The organism is Flavobacterium sp. GSB-24, assembly GCF_027924665.1.
Lineage (GTDB): Bacteria > Bacteroidota > Bacteroidia > Flavobacteriales > Flavobacteriaceae > Flavobacterium.
Window position 1 is genome coordinate 3,905,399 of sequence record NZ_AP027043.1, and the last position, 17,670, is coordinate 3,923,068.

A 17,670-nucleotide genomic window follows, 5' to 3' on the forward strand; every position below is an offset into this window, starting at 1 on the left:
TCCAGTGATTTAAGCAATTTTTACTTAAAAACAACTCTCACTAAAAACCTTAAAAACAAATAATTAAAAAAAATCTCATAAATATTTGTGTATATGACCAATCGGTCATATATTTACATCATCAAATACAACCTATCATGACAAAAGGCGAAGAAACCAAACAATTTATTATAGAAAAAGCCGCTCCTATTTTCAATACAAAAGGAATTGCTGCTACTTCTATGAGCGATATCATGGAGGCTACGAAATTGTCTAAAGGAAGTATGTATGTTCATTTTGAAAATAAAGATGTTTTGGCTTGCGCCGCCGTAGATCACAATATGAAAATATTAAGCACTAAACTTCAGGCGCAATTAAGTCAGGGGAAAAGTGCCAAAGAACAGCTTTTTGCTTATATCGATTTTTTCAGCAATCCACTTAATCCACCTGTTAGCGGCGGCTGTCCGTTATTAAATTTTGGAACGGAAGCTGACGATACTAATCCGATTGTAAAAGAAAAAGTGAACACAGGCATTAAACGAGGACAACAGCTTTTATCTGCTATTATAGAAAAAGGAATTGCTGATGGAGAATTTAATCCGAAATGGAAAGGATCAGAATTTGCCACTGTGCTTTTTGCCATGCTTGAAGGCGGACATTTAATGTCGCGCATGTCTGGCAATAATGATAACATGAAAACAATAGAAGAAACACTTAAAAAAATTATATCTGAAAACTCGATATAATTTTTTTTACCATAAAAATGACCGATCAGTCACATTTTTCAATTAATTAATTATAAAAACAATTACCATGTCAAAAACAATTTTAATTACAGGAGCTTCAAAAGGATTTGGAAGAACTTGGACAGAAGCTTTTTTAGCTAAAGGATACAATGTAGCAGCAACTGCTAGAAATCTAGATACTTTAAACGATTTAAAAGAAAAATACGGGAATGCAATTCTGCCGTTACAACTAGATGTAAATAATAGAGAAGAATCTCTTCAAGTAGTACAAAAAGTAAAACAGCATTTTGGAACAGTTGATGTTTTAATAAACAACGCAGGCTACGCACTTACCGGCGCGATTGAAGAAGCTAGTGAACAGGAAGCAAGAGAACAATTTGAAACTAACTTTTTCGGAACTTTGTGGTTAACGCAAGCGGTTCTACCTATTATGAGAGAGCAAAAAAGCGGGCATATTATTCAAGTTTCTTCTATTTTAGGATTGGCAACTTTACCAGCCACAATGGGACTTTACAGCGCTTCAAAATTTGCTATTGAAGGTTTAAGTGAAACTTTAGCTTCGGAAGTAAAACAATTCGGAATCAAAGTAACGATACTAGAACCAAACGGATACGCGTCAAATATCTGGCACACTGGAATTAACAGTGAAAGTTTACCTGTTTATGATGAAATTAAAAAAGCTATGGCAGCTGCAGAAAATATATTCGGAAAAGTTGAAGCAACAGCTCCTATAATTGTAAAACTAGTCGAAAACGAAAATCCTCCTTTACGATTATTACTTGGAAAAATAGCGTTGCCATTTGTAAAACAGAGCTATGAACAAAGATTAGAAAATTGGGAGAAATGGAACAATGTTTCTGTTGAAGCACACGGTTAAAAAATCTCTTTTATAGCAAGAAAGACAGTTCTGGCGAACTGTCTTTCTTGCTGTATTTCTCATTTAAATTAAAATTATGAACTATATGACTTAAGGGCTATTATCTTAATACACTAATGGTATTGGCCAAGTCTTCTTTCATAATAAAATCCTGAATGAATTCCTGCACTTCTACCCTTGCCTCCATTTTGGTCTCAAATGAATTAATATGAAATTCATCATCTTGATCACTGATATGTATAATTTCAGTGTATCCTTTAGAGATTAAACTGCCTTTTAATTTAATAATATTGAACTGTTGTCTTCCGTTCAGTTCCTTACGTACCTGTAATTGTATAGCTTTTCCCATATTTAAAAAAATTTCACAGTAATTAGCTGTCATTCAATTATAAATTTATAATAATTAATGACTGGAAATAATATTTTAACACAGTTCGCAATGTATTACTTATCAACAGTTTATGAACATTTTTTTTTAAAACATATCCCAATAGCATTATGCAATTTTTTAAGAATATAATTTTAAGTATAAATGTATAGTTTTGCTACCAACACGTCTGTAACACCTAGTTGGGTTTGACTTCATTTTTCATTTTAAGGCATTATAAAATAAAAAAACAGCCCGAAGGCTGTTTTAGTTTTTATGCATATTAATATAAATATCTGATTTTCCTTAAATGTTAGAGACAATAATTAACCACCAACACATCTGATACATTACCCACTAACTTTGAAACACTACCCACTACCAACCCAACAGTACCATAATATGAAAATGTTTCATACAAAAATTAACCGCCAATACATCTGATACATTACCACATTTTATATAAGCAACTTATTAAAAAATAAAACAAGAAAAATGATACAGTAAACAAAAATATAAATATTAAGAAATTACATTTTTGTTTTAAATTAATCCTAGTAAAAAAGTAAAATAAAACTGCAGCGACATATGGCAAAATAATTAGGTTTACTAATTCAAGATAAAAAATTTCAGTTGCCTTTTCTTGATAAACATCTAGACTTATCAAATTGTTATGAAAACTGTTTTTAGTAATTTCCATATATTCTCCTATAACAGCTATTGAAATATACTTGATTATGATGGCTATTACTAGGGAAAAAAACAATACTTTCAAAATTTCTTTTTTTCTCATTCTCTTACTTTTTTTGTTGTTTCTTTAAAATTTTCTATGAATGAACCACTTTGCGTCTCATATTGGTTACTATTGTAATCTGCTGCAGACTGAAAAATCAATTGAATATTAGAAGAAAGTGTACTTAATGAAGTTGTGCTATTACTTTTACTTGTAGTAGTCTTTCCATGATTATCAACAGTGGTTGTTTTAGTTAAACTTAATTTTATATTTTTTGCATCAATAACACTTTGTTTTGCTATAGTTGGTATCTGACCTTGATATCTTTTTATTATGGTAGTTTTAGTAATTGTCGTTGATTTTCCCTTACTAACAAATTCATCATACTTATTCTTTGAGATTTTATTACCTTTTCCATCTTTATATTCCATATTAATTTCTTTTTTGAAAAGAATAATTTTTGTTAGCCTTTCACCATCTTCTAATGTGCTCTCAAGACTTGATTCTCCATTTATTAAATCTATTACAGACGCTATGGTCTTCATACCTTCACCCATAGTTGCCCTAAATAAATAAATGTTATAACCATCCTGTGAAAAATTAGAGTCTAATTCCTCATCAAAACCACCTTTACTTGCTGTATTATTATTGTCTCCTTTAGCATTTCCTCCAGAATTAACATACGCCAAAGCATCTTCAAATGTAGCTACAGCACCATTTATTACATATTGTCCCGTTACATTATTATATACCGGTGAAGCACCACTTGGGTCTTCCCAAAATACTGGGTTATTACTAAATGCGTTGTATGGTGATTCATCAAAATGTACAACTGGGTCAATAACCGTCCATCGAGCTATCGCTGGATCATACAAACGCAAATCCATAGCATACATGTTGAGTCCCAGCTCGTTTTGCAACTCCTTACCGTTGTACTTATACTTATTACTATTCGCCGTATAATCATTATATCCTTTATGCTTTAATCCAAAAGGATAATAATTATTCTCTTCAATAATTTCAAGAACTTGTGTTGTTGGGTTCTTAGCATAACTCAAGCGAACATTTCCTAAATGATCTTTGTATTGAAAAACATACGAAAGTGCACCGTCTGTATTCTTCACATAACCTTCTGCTGTCGGGAAAAACTCTAAAACATTGTCTTTGTACTGGTAGCCTCCTAAATAATTGGTTGCAGTGGTTACGGTACCTTCGGTAACAATTTTCTCGATTTTCTGCCCTGCTGCAGTGTAAAAATACTCAATACTTCCAGTTGTTCCAAATGTTATTTTCTTTGGTAAATTTAAATGATTGTAGCTTATGGCTGTAATGTTTTTGTTTTTGTCGGTAATCATATTACCATTATCATCATAGCTGTAATCATCGTCTGCTTTATTTGCATCATTAAATCCGCTCACGTTGTTAGAATTATCCTCTACTTTGGTAAGCTGGTTAGTGTTTGCAGTATATGTATAGACTAAATCATCAATATCAATATTCCCTACTTGAGGATCATAATCTCCTTTACGGCTCAATTTTTTAATATTACCATTTTTATCGTAAGTCAGATTTTCATCATAAGCACTTGTCGTGACGCCATTTTTCTCGTAAACTGCATTTTTAAGGCGGTTTAGGTTATCATATTTATACCCGTAAGCCCTTTCTGTTATATCCGAAGCTGTTTTCCAGAATGTTTCAGAAATATTACCATTATACAATGCGTTTACACCTGCTGCGCTAGTCTGAACAGTGTCGTAATTAATTTTAAAAGCAAATAAGTCAACTGGATCAGTATCCTGCTGTAAGTTGCTGGTTTGGTTTATTGCGGTAAGCCAGCCTCTTATATTATACTTAAAGTCTACTTTTTGAAGCGGGTCTCCTGTATTGTTTCCAACCTTTTTACTTTCCAGCTGCCCCAGCGCATCATAGGTATTATCTGCAAGCAGTTGTACTGCACCGCCATTTATTTGGTGTGTATGGATCAGCAGACGATCTTGAGGCGAATACGTAAATTCTTCTCGTACTGTTATTTCTGTATTTCCAGAAGTTCTCTTGTGTTTTGTAATGGAATACAGCGTTTTGCCTGCGAAATCAATTTTACTCTCACTTGAAGTGTAACCTCCTAAATAATTCTGAAGATAGTTTTTTACAGGTCTGGCTTTGTCATCATAAAATATCGTACTCGTTTCACCGGCTGTAGAAGATGCTGCAGTTACTGCTCTTGTCCAGCTGCCCGAAGCCAGACCTTTAATATTTGCTAAAACCGCTTGTCCCTCGACCGTGCTTGGAACTGGCTGTGCGTTAGGAAATTCGTAATTATCATAATAATTAACTGTGAGCAGTTTAAAATTTGTCGGTGCTATTACATTACTGTAGTATGCTTCGATTCCGTCAATGTTTCCAGATGTCTGCTTAGTTTCAAATAAAACTGCAGCAGCATTCTGGGCATCCTGCAAAGATTTACGAGTAGCAGCATTTGATGTCTGGTTACTCCAGCCTGTATAAACCGGTCTGCTGAAAGCATCATATTTAGTGATAATCCAGCCTGCAGCCGTGTCATCTTTAAAAGGAGATAATGCTGGTCCTGTTGCAACCGGTCTGTCTAATTTATCGTAAACAATAAATTCCCATTGTTTTCCAGGCAGTTTTTTCTCTACCAGACGATTTTTATCATCATACTTGTATTGGTAGCATAAACCGTTTAAAACATCTGCAGTAATAGTCCCTTCGGCCATTGGAGGAATTACATAAGTCAGGTTTCCGTAAATATCATAAACATAATAGGTATCGTGTTTATCGCCTGCATCATAGGTTCTTTTTAAAACAACCTGGCCTTCTTTATTCTTAAATTCAACCGTAGATCCAGAACCTTCTGCAGGGCTTGCAGTTGTATTTTCATCATAAGTTACATTTTTATACAACTGGTTTTCTGCATAATATCCGTCATCTGAAAATGAAATATCGTACAAACCAGAACCAGCGCTCCAGGATGTTGATGCCTGATACAACTTTACCTCATCTGCAGTATTGCTCTGGTACTCTAATTTTATTTCATGTCCATTTCCCATTTCCCACGAAGCTCCTGGAGCTGCCTGCTTTAGAACTCTGCTTAAGGGAGAGGATTCTAATTCTTTTTGTGAATAGGGATTTGATGTATTATACATTCCGCTGTAAAATGAAATTGATGAGCTTAGAGCGGTATTAAAATCAATTTTAGAATAGTTAGTTCCGTTATTTGCTGCTGCATAAGGAAGATATTCTTTTATTTGTCTGCCAAGTCCATCATATTCAATTGGCGTAATAAGATCTTGCCCCTGTCCGCCCTGTCCTATAATCTGAGTTTGAATGGGGCGGCCAAGCCCATCAAAATAGGTCAGATTCTGAGTCATTTCTTCTTTTGTCAGCGTGTTTAAATTTGCCGACTGGACTGCTTTTTTGGGTGCTATCGTATAAATAAAGTTATCATCGCTGAAGGTCTGAGCTTTTACATTTACTTTAGCAAAAAACAGTAAAATTAGTACTAGTATATATTTTTTCATTTATATTAAATTTTCTTTTACTATTAATTTCTAACAATGTTTACAAGTTCAACACTTACAATACTTTTTGCATTTACTGAAATTGCAAAACTTTGATCTGCCATTTGAGGATTGACCACTACAGTAGAAGACTGGGTGGATTGTTGAGTTCCTACTAAACGAACATATGTTATGTTAAAATACAAAGTTGCACCAGAATGATTTGCTGTAGAAGCATATACATCAAGATAAAGTAACTTAGCTGTGCTGCTAAAAAGATATTCATAAGTAAAAGTTACCGGCTGAGGAATAGCTGTGCAAGTTCCATTTGTATTAGCATAAACCTGTCCATTATTATTAACATCGGCTTGGGCCTTGTTATCTGCATCTTCCTGAGAAATTGTAGAACTATAGGAATGTGCGCTCACACTGTAAACAACTGTACCACCTATATAATTTGCACCGCAATTATTTCTATTAAAAGTTCCAGATTTAGCTACATTATAAAATGTACAAACAGCTTCTAAATTTGCCGCATTTTGCCCATAGGTATTGATTGCATTTTGTGCTTGCTGATCAGCGTGTGCCTGAGATATATTACTTGTATAAGCACCGAAAGGTACTGAATAAGTAAATGTGCCGGGATCTGTATTTGCCGGACAATTGTTTCTAAAAAATATTTTACTTACAGCATCATTGTAGAATGTACAATTACCATTTGCATTGGCGTAAGCTTGTCCATCATTAAGAAATTTAGAATATCCTAGTGCATCGGCATCGGCCTGTGAAATTGTAGATGTAGAGACCCCAGCTCCTTGAGTATAGACTACTGTTGAGCCCGTTCCTCCTGAAGCACAATTATTTTTGGTAAAAGAACCGCTTTGTGCTGCACTATAATAAGTACAATATCCATTAGCATTGGCATAAGCTTGTCCATCTGTAATAAATTTAGAATATCCTAAAGCATCTGCATCTGCCTGTGAAATTGTTGAACTTAAAACACCCCAGTTTTGCCCATAAGCGACAGTTGAACCAGCACTTCCTGAAGGACAATTGTTTTTAGTAAATGATCCATATTGGGGAGAACTGTAAAAAGTACAATATCCATTTGCATTGGCATACGATTGACCATTCGCATTAAAGAAATACAATCCTAATGCATCAGCGTCTGCCTGTGAGGATGTCGATGTCATGAAACCAGCAGGCTGAGAGTATGTCACGGTTGATCCATATCCTCCGGCAGCACAGTTATTCTTGGTAAATTGACCAGTCATTGCGGCACTATAATATGTACAATAACCATTTGCATTAGCATAAGCCTGACCATCAGCATAAAACTTTGCTAATCCTATACCATCAGCGTCAGCTTGTGAAATATTAGAAGATAACACTCCGCTATCTTGAGTATAAACTACGCTTGAACCTGTTGATCCAGGACTACAATTATTTTTGGTAAATGAACCGCTTTGTGCAGCACTGTAAAAAGTACAATACCCATTGACATTCGCATTAAATTGACCATCAGTATTAAATTTAGCAAGTCCTAAAGCATCTGCATCTGCCTGAGATATTGTTGATGTAACTGCTCCTGCCGCTTGGTTATAAGTGACCATTGCACCATATCCACCAGGGGGACAATTATTCTTAACAAAAAAATTACTTCGTGCAATGCTGTAATATGTGCAGTATCCGTTTGCATTAGCATATATCTGACCATCACTAATAAACTTTGAATATCCTAATGCATCTGCTTCTGCTTGAGAACTTGTCGAAGTAACAACTCCAGCTGATTGACTGTAAGATACACTAGAACCTGTGCCTCCTGAAGCACAATTATTCTTAGTAAATAATCCGCTTTGAGCAGCACTATAATAGGTACAGTAGCCATTGGCATTCGCATAATTTTGACCATCCGTAATAAATTTAGAATATCCTAAAGCATCTGCATCTGCTTGAGAAGTCGTAGATGTTAAAGCTCCTGCTGATTGACTGTAAGCAACAGATGACCCTACTCCCCCAGCAGAACAATTATTTTTGGTAAAAGAACCATTTTGCACTGCACTGTAAAAAGTACAATAACCATTCGCATTAGCATAAACTTGTCCGTCCGTATTGAATTTAGCCAATCCTAATGCATCTGCTTCTGCCTGAGAGTTTGTTGAAGTAACAACTCCAGCCGCTTGACTGTAAAATACACTTGAACCTGCTCCGCCCAGAGCACAATCATTTTTGTTAAATGTTCCACTTTGGGCAGCACTGTAATATGTACAATATCCATTTGCATTGGCATACGATTGACCATCAGCATTGAACTTTGCCACACCTAACGCATCTGCATCTGCCTGAGAAATTGTCGAAGTTAAAATTCCAGCACCTTGGCTATAAGACACACTTGATCCAGTTCCTCCCGCAGAACAATTATTTTTAATAAATGAGCCGCTTTGGGCAGTGCTGTAATAAGTACAATATCCATTAGAGTTGGCGTAAGACTGTCCATCTGCATTGAATTTAGCCAGTCCTAATGTGTTTGCATCAGCTTGTGAAATTGTAGAAATTGCTACCCCTTCAGCCTGATTATATATTACACTTGAACCAGTACCACCAGAAGAGCAGTTATTTTTTGTAAATGAACCGTTCTGTGCTTCGCTTTTATAAATTACAACACTGCCTGATGAATTATCTCCACAGTCAATTGTCTGGCCTTTATAATTGTAACAGTATTTCTGAAGTATATTTAAGTCTTTATCCTTTATAAATCTTAACCTGCCTTCTTTATCATATTCATAATAAGAAGATAATCCCTTTGGATCTGTTACACTTGTAACTCCTACAAGCGGATTGTAGGTATATGTTGAAACAAATGCATCTGGAAGAGAATCTCTAAATGAGTTTAATGCATTTCGCAATAACTGTTCTGAACAATTATCAGACATACAATTATCATGGTCACTATTGGAAAGAGTCTGCAGATTTGTGATTATTTCTGGAGAAATAGAAGAGTAAGCTACATTATCAATTTTAGCGATGGGGTGTGTCTTATTGTATCCCCATACAATTGAAACCGGAATTCCACTCTCAGGAGTATACTGCAAAACATTTCCTTTATCATCATACAAATCATATGTAATTTTCTTGTCTGCATTTAAATCTATCACTGCTGCGCCTTTGTTAGCATATACAGCTTTAGGAAGTAATAAATTATTTGTGGAAAGACTTTTATCGTAATTAGTTAATTGCTCTGATACTTTAACTCCACCTTTAAATGTCTGTGTATTTAAAGGAATTCCAATCATGTAAGCATTGTTCAACTCATTTACAAATGGTTTAGTGGCCATTTCTGTATCTCCCGCATAAAAATACTTTGATTCTAAAATTTCGCCCTTTGAATTTGTAGTTGTTTGCGAACTTAATTGAAGATGCGAAGGATTATTGTAATTAAAATTGGTGGTAGTCGCTACTTTTCCCGTCAAACTATTAGATGAGTTATAAAAATAACTCGTTTTCTCTGACGTTTTCTGATAATACCACAAAATTGGAATATCATAAGTTAGTGGCTCTATAATATCCAATACTTTTATATCATATCCATCAGCATTATAGGGACAAAGTAATGTAAGTGGGTTGGTTGGATATTCAACGATATTCGTCTTAGCTCTTCTAAACATCTTAAAACCACTGTAATAAGAAGTTTTCGATGCATCTTCAAAATAAGCATTTTTCTCTTCCTCTAACAAATAATTACTTCCTGCCACAGCTTTAAAAATCTTCTTATTTAAAACCTTTCCTCTTTTCCATGTAGTATTGATTTGTAAAGCGGTGTTATTGTTCCCGAAAGGAAAATCATCAGCATTTGTTGTAAATTCATATAAAGTGTACCCATTGTTCAGATGATTCTGTACATCAATTTGACTTTCCTTTACATATTTATATACTACCGAATTTCCTTCAATACCATATCTTGAATTTGAAGAAATATCAAAACTCGTATTAACATCTGATGCTGCAAAACATCCTGAGGTTTGATAATCTTCACCTGTTCCACAAGTCATAAAATTATAATTTGTGAATGGTTGAGAGATATATGAAGTAATTAAATCATTTATTAATTTACCACTGGAAATATTATGATCACCTATATCAGAATAGTCATATTCCTTTTTAGAAAGTAAAGTATTATCAAAATTATAATTTTCAATATTTCTAATGCGAAGACCTGACCCAAAAACATTTTTGGGTGCTGGATCATAATTAACATATTTAAGCTGCAAGTTTTGTACACTATAATATTGTCCATAAACTTCAACCTCTATTGTGCCTGAGCCAGGAAGAGAAATTGGCACATTATATTCCTGCCCAACTAAACTTCCGGAATTATATACTTCATTTCCGCCAGAAATAACCCTGACTTTTGCATAGTGGTATTTGTATAATGTTGGATCATCTCCAGCAGGTTTATTTAATTTAAAACTTAACAATCCTTCACCATTTATGGCTGTAAAAGGTAATGATACATAATTTACACAATCTTGTGGATCTGTATTGTCACATACCATACCATCAATACCCGGTCTTTCTTTTACTGGTACTGCCCCCCCAGTTCCCTGAATTACACTTCCGTTAACATTACTTGATTCATATTTACCAAAAGTATCAACACCATAAAATTGATTAGTTTCATAATTAAATTTAGTGTAACCTTTGGTTGGATAATGAATTTCTTTTAGAATACCAGCTTGATTCAGAGAAGTATTCACCCTTCTATCTCCTTTCCCTACTTCTATCACATAAGGAGAAGCAAGAAAGTGCTTTGGTATCATATCAGTATTACTAAGAGCCCCGTTATAATACCCAAAATAGTCCTGCGCCTTCGAATTTTTATTTGGGATTTCTATATTAGAATACACAAAGCTTTGCTGTTCCTGTCCATTGAGATCAATAATCTTATTTAATTTTAATCTCTTTCCCGAATAATCAACACTTCCATTAGCTTCTTCAAAATAGGAATATTGAAAAACAAAACCTTTTGTCGATAAAAAGCCATCAAATTCAAGGTGCTGAATTTCAAGTTTATTTAAAAAACCATTTCCATTAATAACATCAAGTCTCCCATCTGTTTTTGTAAATAACACTCTGGATTTACCATCATTAAAAACGATCTCTTTTATTTTTTTTGAAAGTGTCTGCGTATTAGACGTCTGAGTTATTAAGTTTCCAAGTCGGGTTGTTATCAATGGAATTTCAGCACAAATTCCGTCGTTAGCTCCTTCTTTTTTACTTACGGCCCTTTTAATTACCTGTATTCTTTGAAAAGTGCTTATATCATTAAAACCACCGTCGTCCTGATATGTAAAATTAATTTTGTTATTGGAAGGAGTTTTGATTTCATCTACAAACCAGGCACTAATATATCTATCGTCATGTGTCATAGTTCGAAGCGATACCTCTGTAGTATTTAATGAATACACATTCCCTTGTGGGTCAGTTATTTTAAATTTCATATTTTCCCTACTTGTTCCTATCAAATCTACTTTAAATGCGTTTGGAGGTATTGTTACAACTTCATTGTTTGCAAAATTTTTTATATAAAAACTTCCATTTGCTGTGGGAGAAGAAAACACATATAAATCTTTTACTCTCGATTGGTCAAGATTTGAATTTAATGCCAAAACATCATTATGTTTATAAGGATGAAGTTTAAAAAAGGCAATTATTCCGTCATCATCAGGAATATCATCAATATAAGGATTATTTTCATCTATTTCATCTCTTGGACTTAGAATCACCTGAGCGCCAGCATTTAAATTCCATCCTAAACCAACCCATGTAGCTTCTTGATTTACTTTAATCCCAGATGCATGATAGTCTAGAGAAATTGGAAGTTTAAATCCATTTATCTCAATATTATATAATGGTATTGAAATACCTGGTACACCAGTAGATAAATCAACAGGATATTCTCCATATTTTAAAAATGCAGCTGCTTCAGGTGTTTTAGGTGCAAAATTCGGTGTTGGAGAACTATTTTCTGTTTGAGCTTGCAGTGTTATTGAAAAACTCAAAAACAATATTAAAGACAGCAGAAAACCTGACGCCTTTTTGAAAAGTATAAAATATTTCATTTTATTTACCTGTTATTCTTTTAATTACTTTAACCGATTCGGTTTTAACATCGGTCTGGATTTTAATAATGTAGATTCCTTCAGCATAGTAACTTAAGTCAACTGGAACCGTTCTACTCGAGATTTCAAAATTCTGTAGTGTGCGGCCTAACATATCCACAACACTTGCTGTTCCTTTATTAAAATCATAGCCGATAATCACATTGGTATAAGTCGAAACTGGGTTCGGGATAGCTTCAATGCTTGCTTTAACTTTTTCTACCTTGGCTTTATCCTTAAGTTTTACAACCCAGAAGTCATTAGAGCCGATATTGGAATTTTTATCTTTTGATGAACCAGAATTAGATGTACCAGCCATCAGATAACCGCCGTCACGAGTTTCTATTAACTTTCTAAGAATATCTTCTCCACCGCTTCCTACAGTCTTGCTCCAAATTTCTTCTCCTTGATCGTTAATTTTTAAAGCTATATAATCGTTAATACCATCTTTTTCTTTAACAATCAAACTTGCTGCTTTTGACATTAGCCCGCCGCCTGATCTCGGAGCAGAATTACGTGCATGGCCTCCGATTAAATAAGTTCCATCATTGTTTTCTACCAGCGATGTTAAAATATCAACTTTTCCAAAATCAAATGTTTTACTCCAGACAACCTCTCCTTCTTCATCCAGCTTTAAAATCCAATAATCAGTTCCATTTCCGACTATGCCACCTTGACTACTCAATGCACCAGAACTGTTTGAGTTTCCGCCAATAATATAACCGCCGTCTTTAGTCTGGTGTATTACATACGGCTGGTCATCTCCATCTGCTCCATAAGCCTTCTGCCATTGAATTTCTCCTGTATCATTAAGCTTTAAAACCCAATAATCACCAGCTCCTTTATTTCCTTCTGTTTTATCGCCTGAAATAGGTGAATTCGAATAACCTGCCAGAATATAACCGTTATCCGAAGTCTGCTCCATACTCCTTAATAAATCTGCATATTGACCACCATAGGTTTTCTGCCATTCTATTACACCTTGCTTATCTAATTTAACGATCCAATAATCCATATTTCCTCTGCTTTTTTCCGACTTAGCATAAGGATCGGTTATTAAGGATTTTTCGTCAAATTTTGAAGTGGAGATAGAATTCGGACTTGAGCTGGAAGAACCTCCAAGAATATAACCTCCATCCTTTGTTTGAAAGGCACAGAGTAATTCTTCCTGACCAATTCCTCCAATTGTTCTCTGCCACTGCTCATCTCCGGCTGCATTAAGTTTAATTACCCAAAAATCTGAAAGACCTTTACAATTTTCTTTCTTTTGAAAACTCTTAGCTGAGCTTGAAGTTCCTGCAAGAATAAATCCGCCGTCACTGGTATTTTTGATACTTTGAAGCATATCAAAACCAGAACCGCCAAAACTTTTCTGCCAGTCCAGTTCTCCCTTTTCGGTCATCTTCCAGATCCAATAATCTAAATCTCCATGATTGTCTTCTGCCTTATTTCCCGTTTTATTAGAAAGTGAACTTCCAGCCAAAATAAAGCCATAATCGGCTGTTGGCTGGGCATCAAAAAGGTAATCAGCATGTGTGCCTCCATAGGATTTTTCCCAAAGTATATCTTGAGAATGGATAATAAAAGACACAAAAAAAAGTAACAGTAGGTAAAGTTTCCGCATAAGCATTTTTATATAATTTGGGGTTATGTAAATTATGCTGCCAAAATAATTTAATAATTTGGTATTTTTTTACGGCTTTCCGTAAAAATTTAACTTTTGTTGATTGTTTCTTATAAAGAAAATAATGACTTAAAAGATTAAGGATTTAAAAATTTTCAAGACAGTAACTTATTAGCAATGGCTTAAACTAAAATTTTTGAATAAACTGAATTTTAGTTAACAATCCAAAAATTCAAAGACATCAATCAAGAATTGAGTTGCATATACCACCTATCTTCACTATTTTTATAAAATTGCAAAATCAAAATTGCTTGAATACATACAAAAACAAAATTTATAATGATTAACAACAAAAAACTTAAAGCTGTCGCTTTCGGAGAAGTATTGTGGGATATTTTTGGAAATGAAAAAAAAATTGGAGGTGCTCCTCTTAATGTAGCACTGCGAATGAAAGCTTTAGGAGCCGATGTAAATATGATAAGCTGTGTGGGAAATGATATGGATGGTGAGGCAATTATCGCTGAGGTAAAACGACTGGGATTAGATACAGATACGATTTTAAAATCAGACGATTTTCCAACAGGATTGGTATATGTAACTTTAGACGAAAGTAAATCTGCAACTTATGAAATTCTATATCCATCTGCTTGGGATAAAATTATTCCAAATGATACAGCTAGAAAATCTGTTCAAGAGGCAGACGTTTTAATCTACGGAAGTTTAGTCTGCAGAGATGAGGTCTCCAGACAAGCGCTTGAAGAATTATTAATTACGAATGCTTATAAAGTTTTTGATGTTAATTTAAGAAAGCCTAATTATACATATGAGATTCTACAACAATTAATGCAGTCTGCGGATTTTATCAAGTTTAATGATGAAGAAATAACAGAAATCAGCCAGGCTTTAGATTCTCCTTTTCATACTTTAGAAGAAAACATGAATTTTATCTGTTCTTTAACTAATGCAAAAGCAATATGTGTAACGAAAGGTAAAGACGGAGCATTATTGCTATGGGACAAAAATCTTTATTCAAATTCTGGTTATACAGTTAACGTGGCCGACACTGTTGGTGCTGGAGATTCTTTCTTAGGCGCTTTAGTGACTTCTCTTTTAACTGGCAAAGAACCGCAGGAAGCTTTAAATTTTGCTTGTGCTACAGGAGCCTTAGTAGCAGGATCGGATGGTGCAAACCCTGAAATTCCGTTAGTGGCTATTGACGATTTAATAAATAAAAATTAGCACTAAATTAAAATTTATTAATATAAGCCCGATATCTCAATATCGGGCTTTTTTATAGTTATAACATTAGAAAATGCACGGAAAACATGGGAAATATATAAATTAAAACTGTAATTATTTCTACTAAATCAGCATGAGCATAGTAACTTGTCGCTTCAAACAATAATGAAGAATGATGAAAAAATTACGAATTTCTCTTATAAATATTCACGGACTCCTAAAAGGTTCTGGTCTCGAAATTGGACGAGATGCTGATAATGGAGGACAAACCAAATACATTTACGAATTAGCAGAATTTTTATCACAACATGAAGATGTAGAGCATGTTCACCTTTTTACAAGATTAATTGACGATCCTTCTCTTTCTCCCGAATACGCTGTTCCAGTTGAAATTATCAATGAAAAATTAGACATCAGACGAATTCCGTTTTTAGGAAAAAAATACAAGGCAAAAGAACAACTTTGGGAAGGTTTGGACACTTTTGTAAATGGCGTTGTACAACATATTAAACAGTACAACATTTTTCCCGACTGGCTGCATTCTCATTATGCCGATGCCGGATATGCTGCTGCAGAATTATCAGCAATTTTAAATATTCCTTTTGCTCATACAGGACATTCATTAGGTTTCTACAAAAAGAAAAAATTATTAGAAAGCGGACAAATTGAGGAAGATCTTGAAAAGAAATTCAAATTTAAAGCAAGAATGGCGGCTGAAGAAAGAACCTTAGAACTTTCAGAATTTATTGTTACTTCAACCGAACAGGAAATTGAAACTTATAAAGCTTATAAAAATTTCGAATTAGGAAAATACCACGCGATTTCTCCGGGAATAGATACTAGAAAGTTTGTTCCGTATTATTTTCAAGAAGGCGATTCTGAAAAAAATATGGAAGAAATACAGCGAAAATACTGGGTTTCAGAAAGCATTTCAAAATTTCTTACCAATCCGCATAAGCCTATTATTCTGGCACTTTCAAGACCTGACCGACACAAAAACTTGAACACTTTAATTGAAGTTTACGGAAAAGATAAGGAACTGCAAAGCATTGCCAATCTGGTAATTTTTGCAGGTATCCGAAAAGATATAGCCAAAATGCCAGAATCGGAAAAAAACGTTTTGACTGACCTGCTTCTGCTAATGGATAAATACGATTTGTATGGAAAAATGGCAATTCCTAAAAAGCATGATGTCGAGAATGAAGTTTCTATTATCTATCGATATGCCGCAGAAAAAAGAGGTGTTTTTGTGAATTTGGCTTTGCATGAAAATTTCGGTTTGACCGTTATTGAATCAGCAAGTTCTGGACTCCCTGTGGTTGTTACCAAAAACGGAGGGCCATCAGAAATTATTCCTGTCTGCCAAAACGGAGAATTAGTAGATCCGCAGGAAGAAAATCAAATTAAAAAAGCGCTTCGAAATATTTTAACAGATGAAAATCAATGGAAATATTATTCTAATAACGGCGCCATCAATATTCAAAAACATTACAGCTGGGTAAGCCACGTCAATCAATATGTTGAATTGATTAATGAAAATTTATCGCTTTCTTCTGGAGCTGGAATTAAAAAACAGCACTATCCTAATATTAATATCAGCCGTTTAAAAAGAAAAATCGATCATTTGTTAGTTTCAGATATCGACGGAACTCTTATTGAACCTAAACTTGCCAATCCTGGTTTAAAGGAATTAAAAACACATCTTATCAATCGTACGGATAAAATGGCTTTTGCAATGGCTTCTGGACGAAATTTAGATTTGGTCAAAAAAGTAATTGACGAAGAAGAATTTCCTCTCCCCGACTTTATTATCTGCTCTGTTGGAACAGAAATTTATTATACCAACGGCAAAGATTATATTCTTGACAAAGGCTGGGCAAAATTTTTAGCTGGACGATGGAAAAGAGATGACATTGTAAACAGATTGAAAGATGTTAAATGGATCAAACTACAGGAAGAAGAAGCTCAGAATCCTTATAAAATTTCTTATTACTATGAAAAGGAAAACTACGATCATGAAGAACTAATCCGCGTTTTAGGAACGGGCTGGTACAAAGTAAATATAATTCCGAGTCACGGTCAGTTTTTGGATTTTATTCCGAAGAGAGCTTCTAAAGGAAATGCAATCAAGTTTTTATGCCGTAAGTGGTCTATTCCGTTGTCAAATGTCATTGCGGCAGGAGATTCAGGAAATGATGTAGATATGTTTAGAGGTCCTGTAAAAGGAATTATTGTTGGAAACAGAAGTGCCGAGCTGGCAGATTACGAGACAACAAAAAGTATTTACGTCGCTAAAACTGCAGCATCTGAAGGGATTTTAGAAGGATTGAAACATTATAAAATCATTAAATAACAGGCTGGTTATTTAATAATAAATATATAGAAACATAGATTTTATATTATTGAGTTGATAAAAAATGAATGCATAT

The 17,670-nt window shown here is 34.3% G+C and carries 8 protein-coding genes; 4 read left to right on the plus strand and 4 right to left on the minus strand.

Going from position 1 to position 17,670, the window contains the following annotated elements:
- The first annotated feature begins 137 nt into the window (after window positions 1-137).
- Together QMG60_RS16980 and QMG60_RS16985 are read left to right on the plus strand one after the other, a co-directional pair.
- Complete coding sequence (locus tag QMG60_RS16980) at window positions 138-725, plus strand: TetR/AcrR family transcriptional regulator (protein WP_057115010.1); 588 nt, start codon at window positions 138-140, stop codon at window positions 723-725.
- A 67-nt stretch (window positions 726-792) separates the two neighbouring features.
- Window positions 793-1,602 carry an SDR family NAD(P)-dependent oxidoreductase gene (locus tag QMG60_RS16985; protein ID WP_281865747.1) on the plus strand — a complete coding sequence of 270 codons (810 nt, stop codon included), beginning with the start codon at window positions 793-795 and terminating at the stop codon, window positions 1,600-1,602.
- A gap of 100 nt (window positions 1,603-1,702) precedes the next feature.
- Here QMG60_RS16985 and QMG60_RS16990 read toward each other — a convergent pair whose 3' ends face one another.
- The 4 genes from QMG60_RS16990 to QMG60_RS17005 form a co-directional block, all read right to left on the minus strand.
- The gene (locus tag QMG60_RS16990) at window positions 1,703-1,951 is read right to left on the minus strand and encodes a hypothetical protein (protein WP_281865748.1); all 249 of its coding nucleotides are present in this window, start codon (window positions 1,949-1,951) and stop codon (window positions 1,703-1,705) included.
- Between the two features lie 807 nt (window positions 1,952-2,758).
- The gene (locus tag QMG60_RS16995; RefSeq protein ID WP_281865749.1) at window positions 2,759-6,241 is read right to left on the minus strand and encodes a DUF6443 domain-containing protein; all 3,483 of its coding nucleotides are present in this window, start codon (window positions 6,239-6,241) and stop codon (window positions 2,759-2,761) included.
- A gap of 23 nt (window positions 6,242-6,264) precedes the next feature.
- On the minus strand, window positions 6,265-12,339 hold the full coding sequence (locus QMG60_RS17000; RefSeq protein WP_281865750.1) for a DUF5977 domain-containing protein: 6,075 nt from the start codon (window positions 12,337-12,339) through the stop codon (window positions 6,265-6,267).
- A gap of 1 nt (window position 12,340) precedes the next feature.
- Complete coding sequence (locus QMG60_RS17005; protein WP_281865751.1) at window positions 12,341-13,969, minus strand: T9SS type A sorting domain-containing protein; 1,629 nt, start codon at window positions 13,967-13,969, stop codon at window positions 12,341-12,343.
- 372 nt (window positions 13,970-14,341) lie between these two features.
- On the opposite strand from QMG60_RS17005, the gene QMG60_RS17010 reads away from it, so the two are divergent.
- Together QMG60_RS17010 and QMG60_RS17015 are read left to right on the plus strand one after the other, a co-directional pair.
- On the plus strand, window positions 14,342-15,241 hold the full coding sequence (locus QMG60_RS17010) for a carbohydrate kinase (protein WP_281865752.1): 900 nt from the start codon (window positions 14,342-14,344) through the stop codon (window positions 15,239-15,241).
- A 172-nt stretch (window positions 15,242-15,413) separates the two neighbouring features.
- Window positions 15,414-17,594: an HAD-IIB family hydrolase gene (locus tag QMG60_RS17015; protein WP_281865753.1), complete on the plus strand. Its 2,181-nt coding sequence runs from the start codon at window positions 15,414-15,416 to the stop codon at window positions 17,592-17,594.
- Window positions 17,595-17,670: the final 76 nt, after the last annotated feature.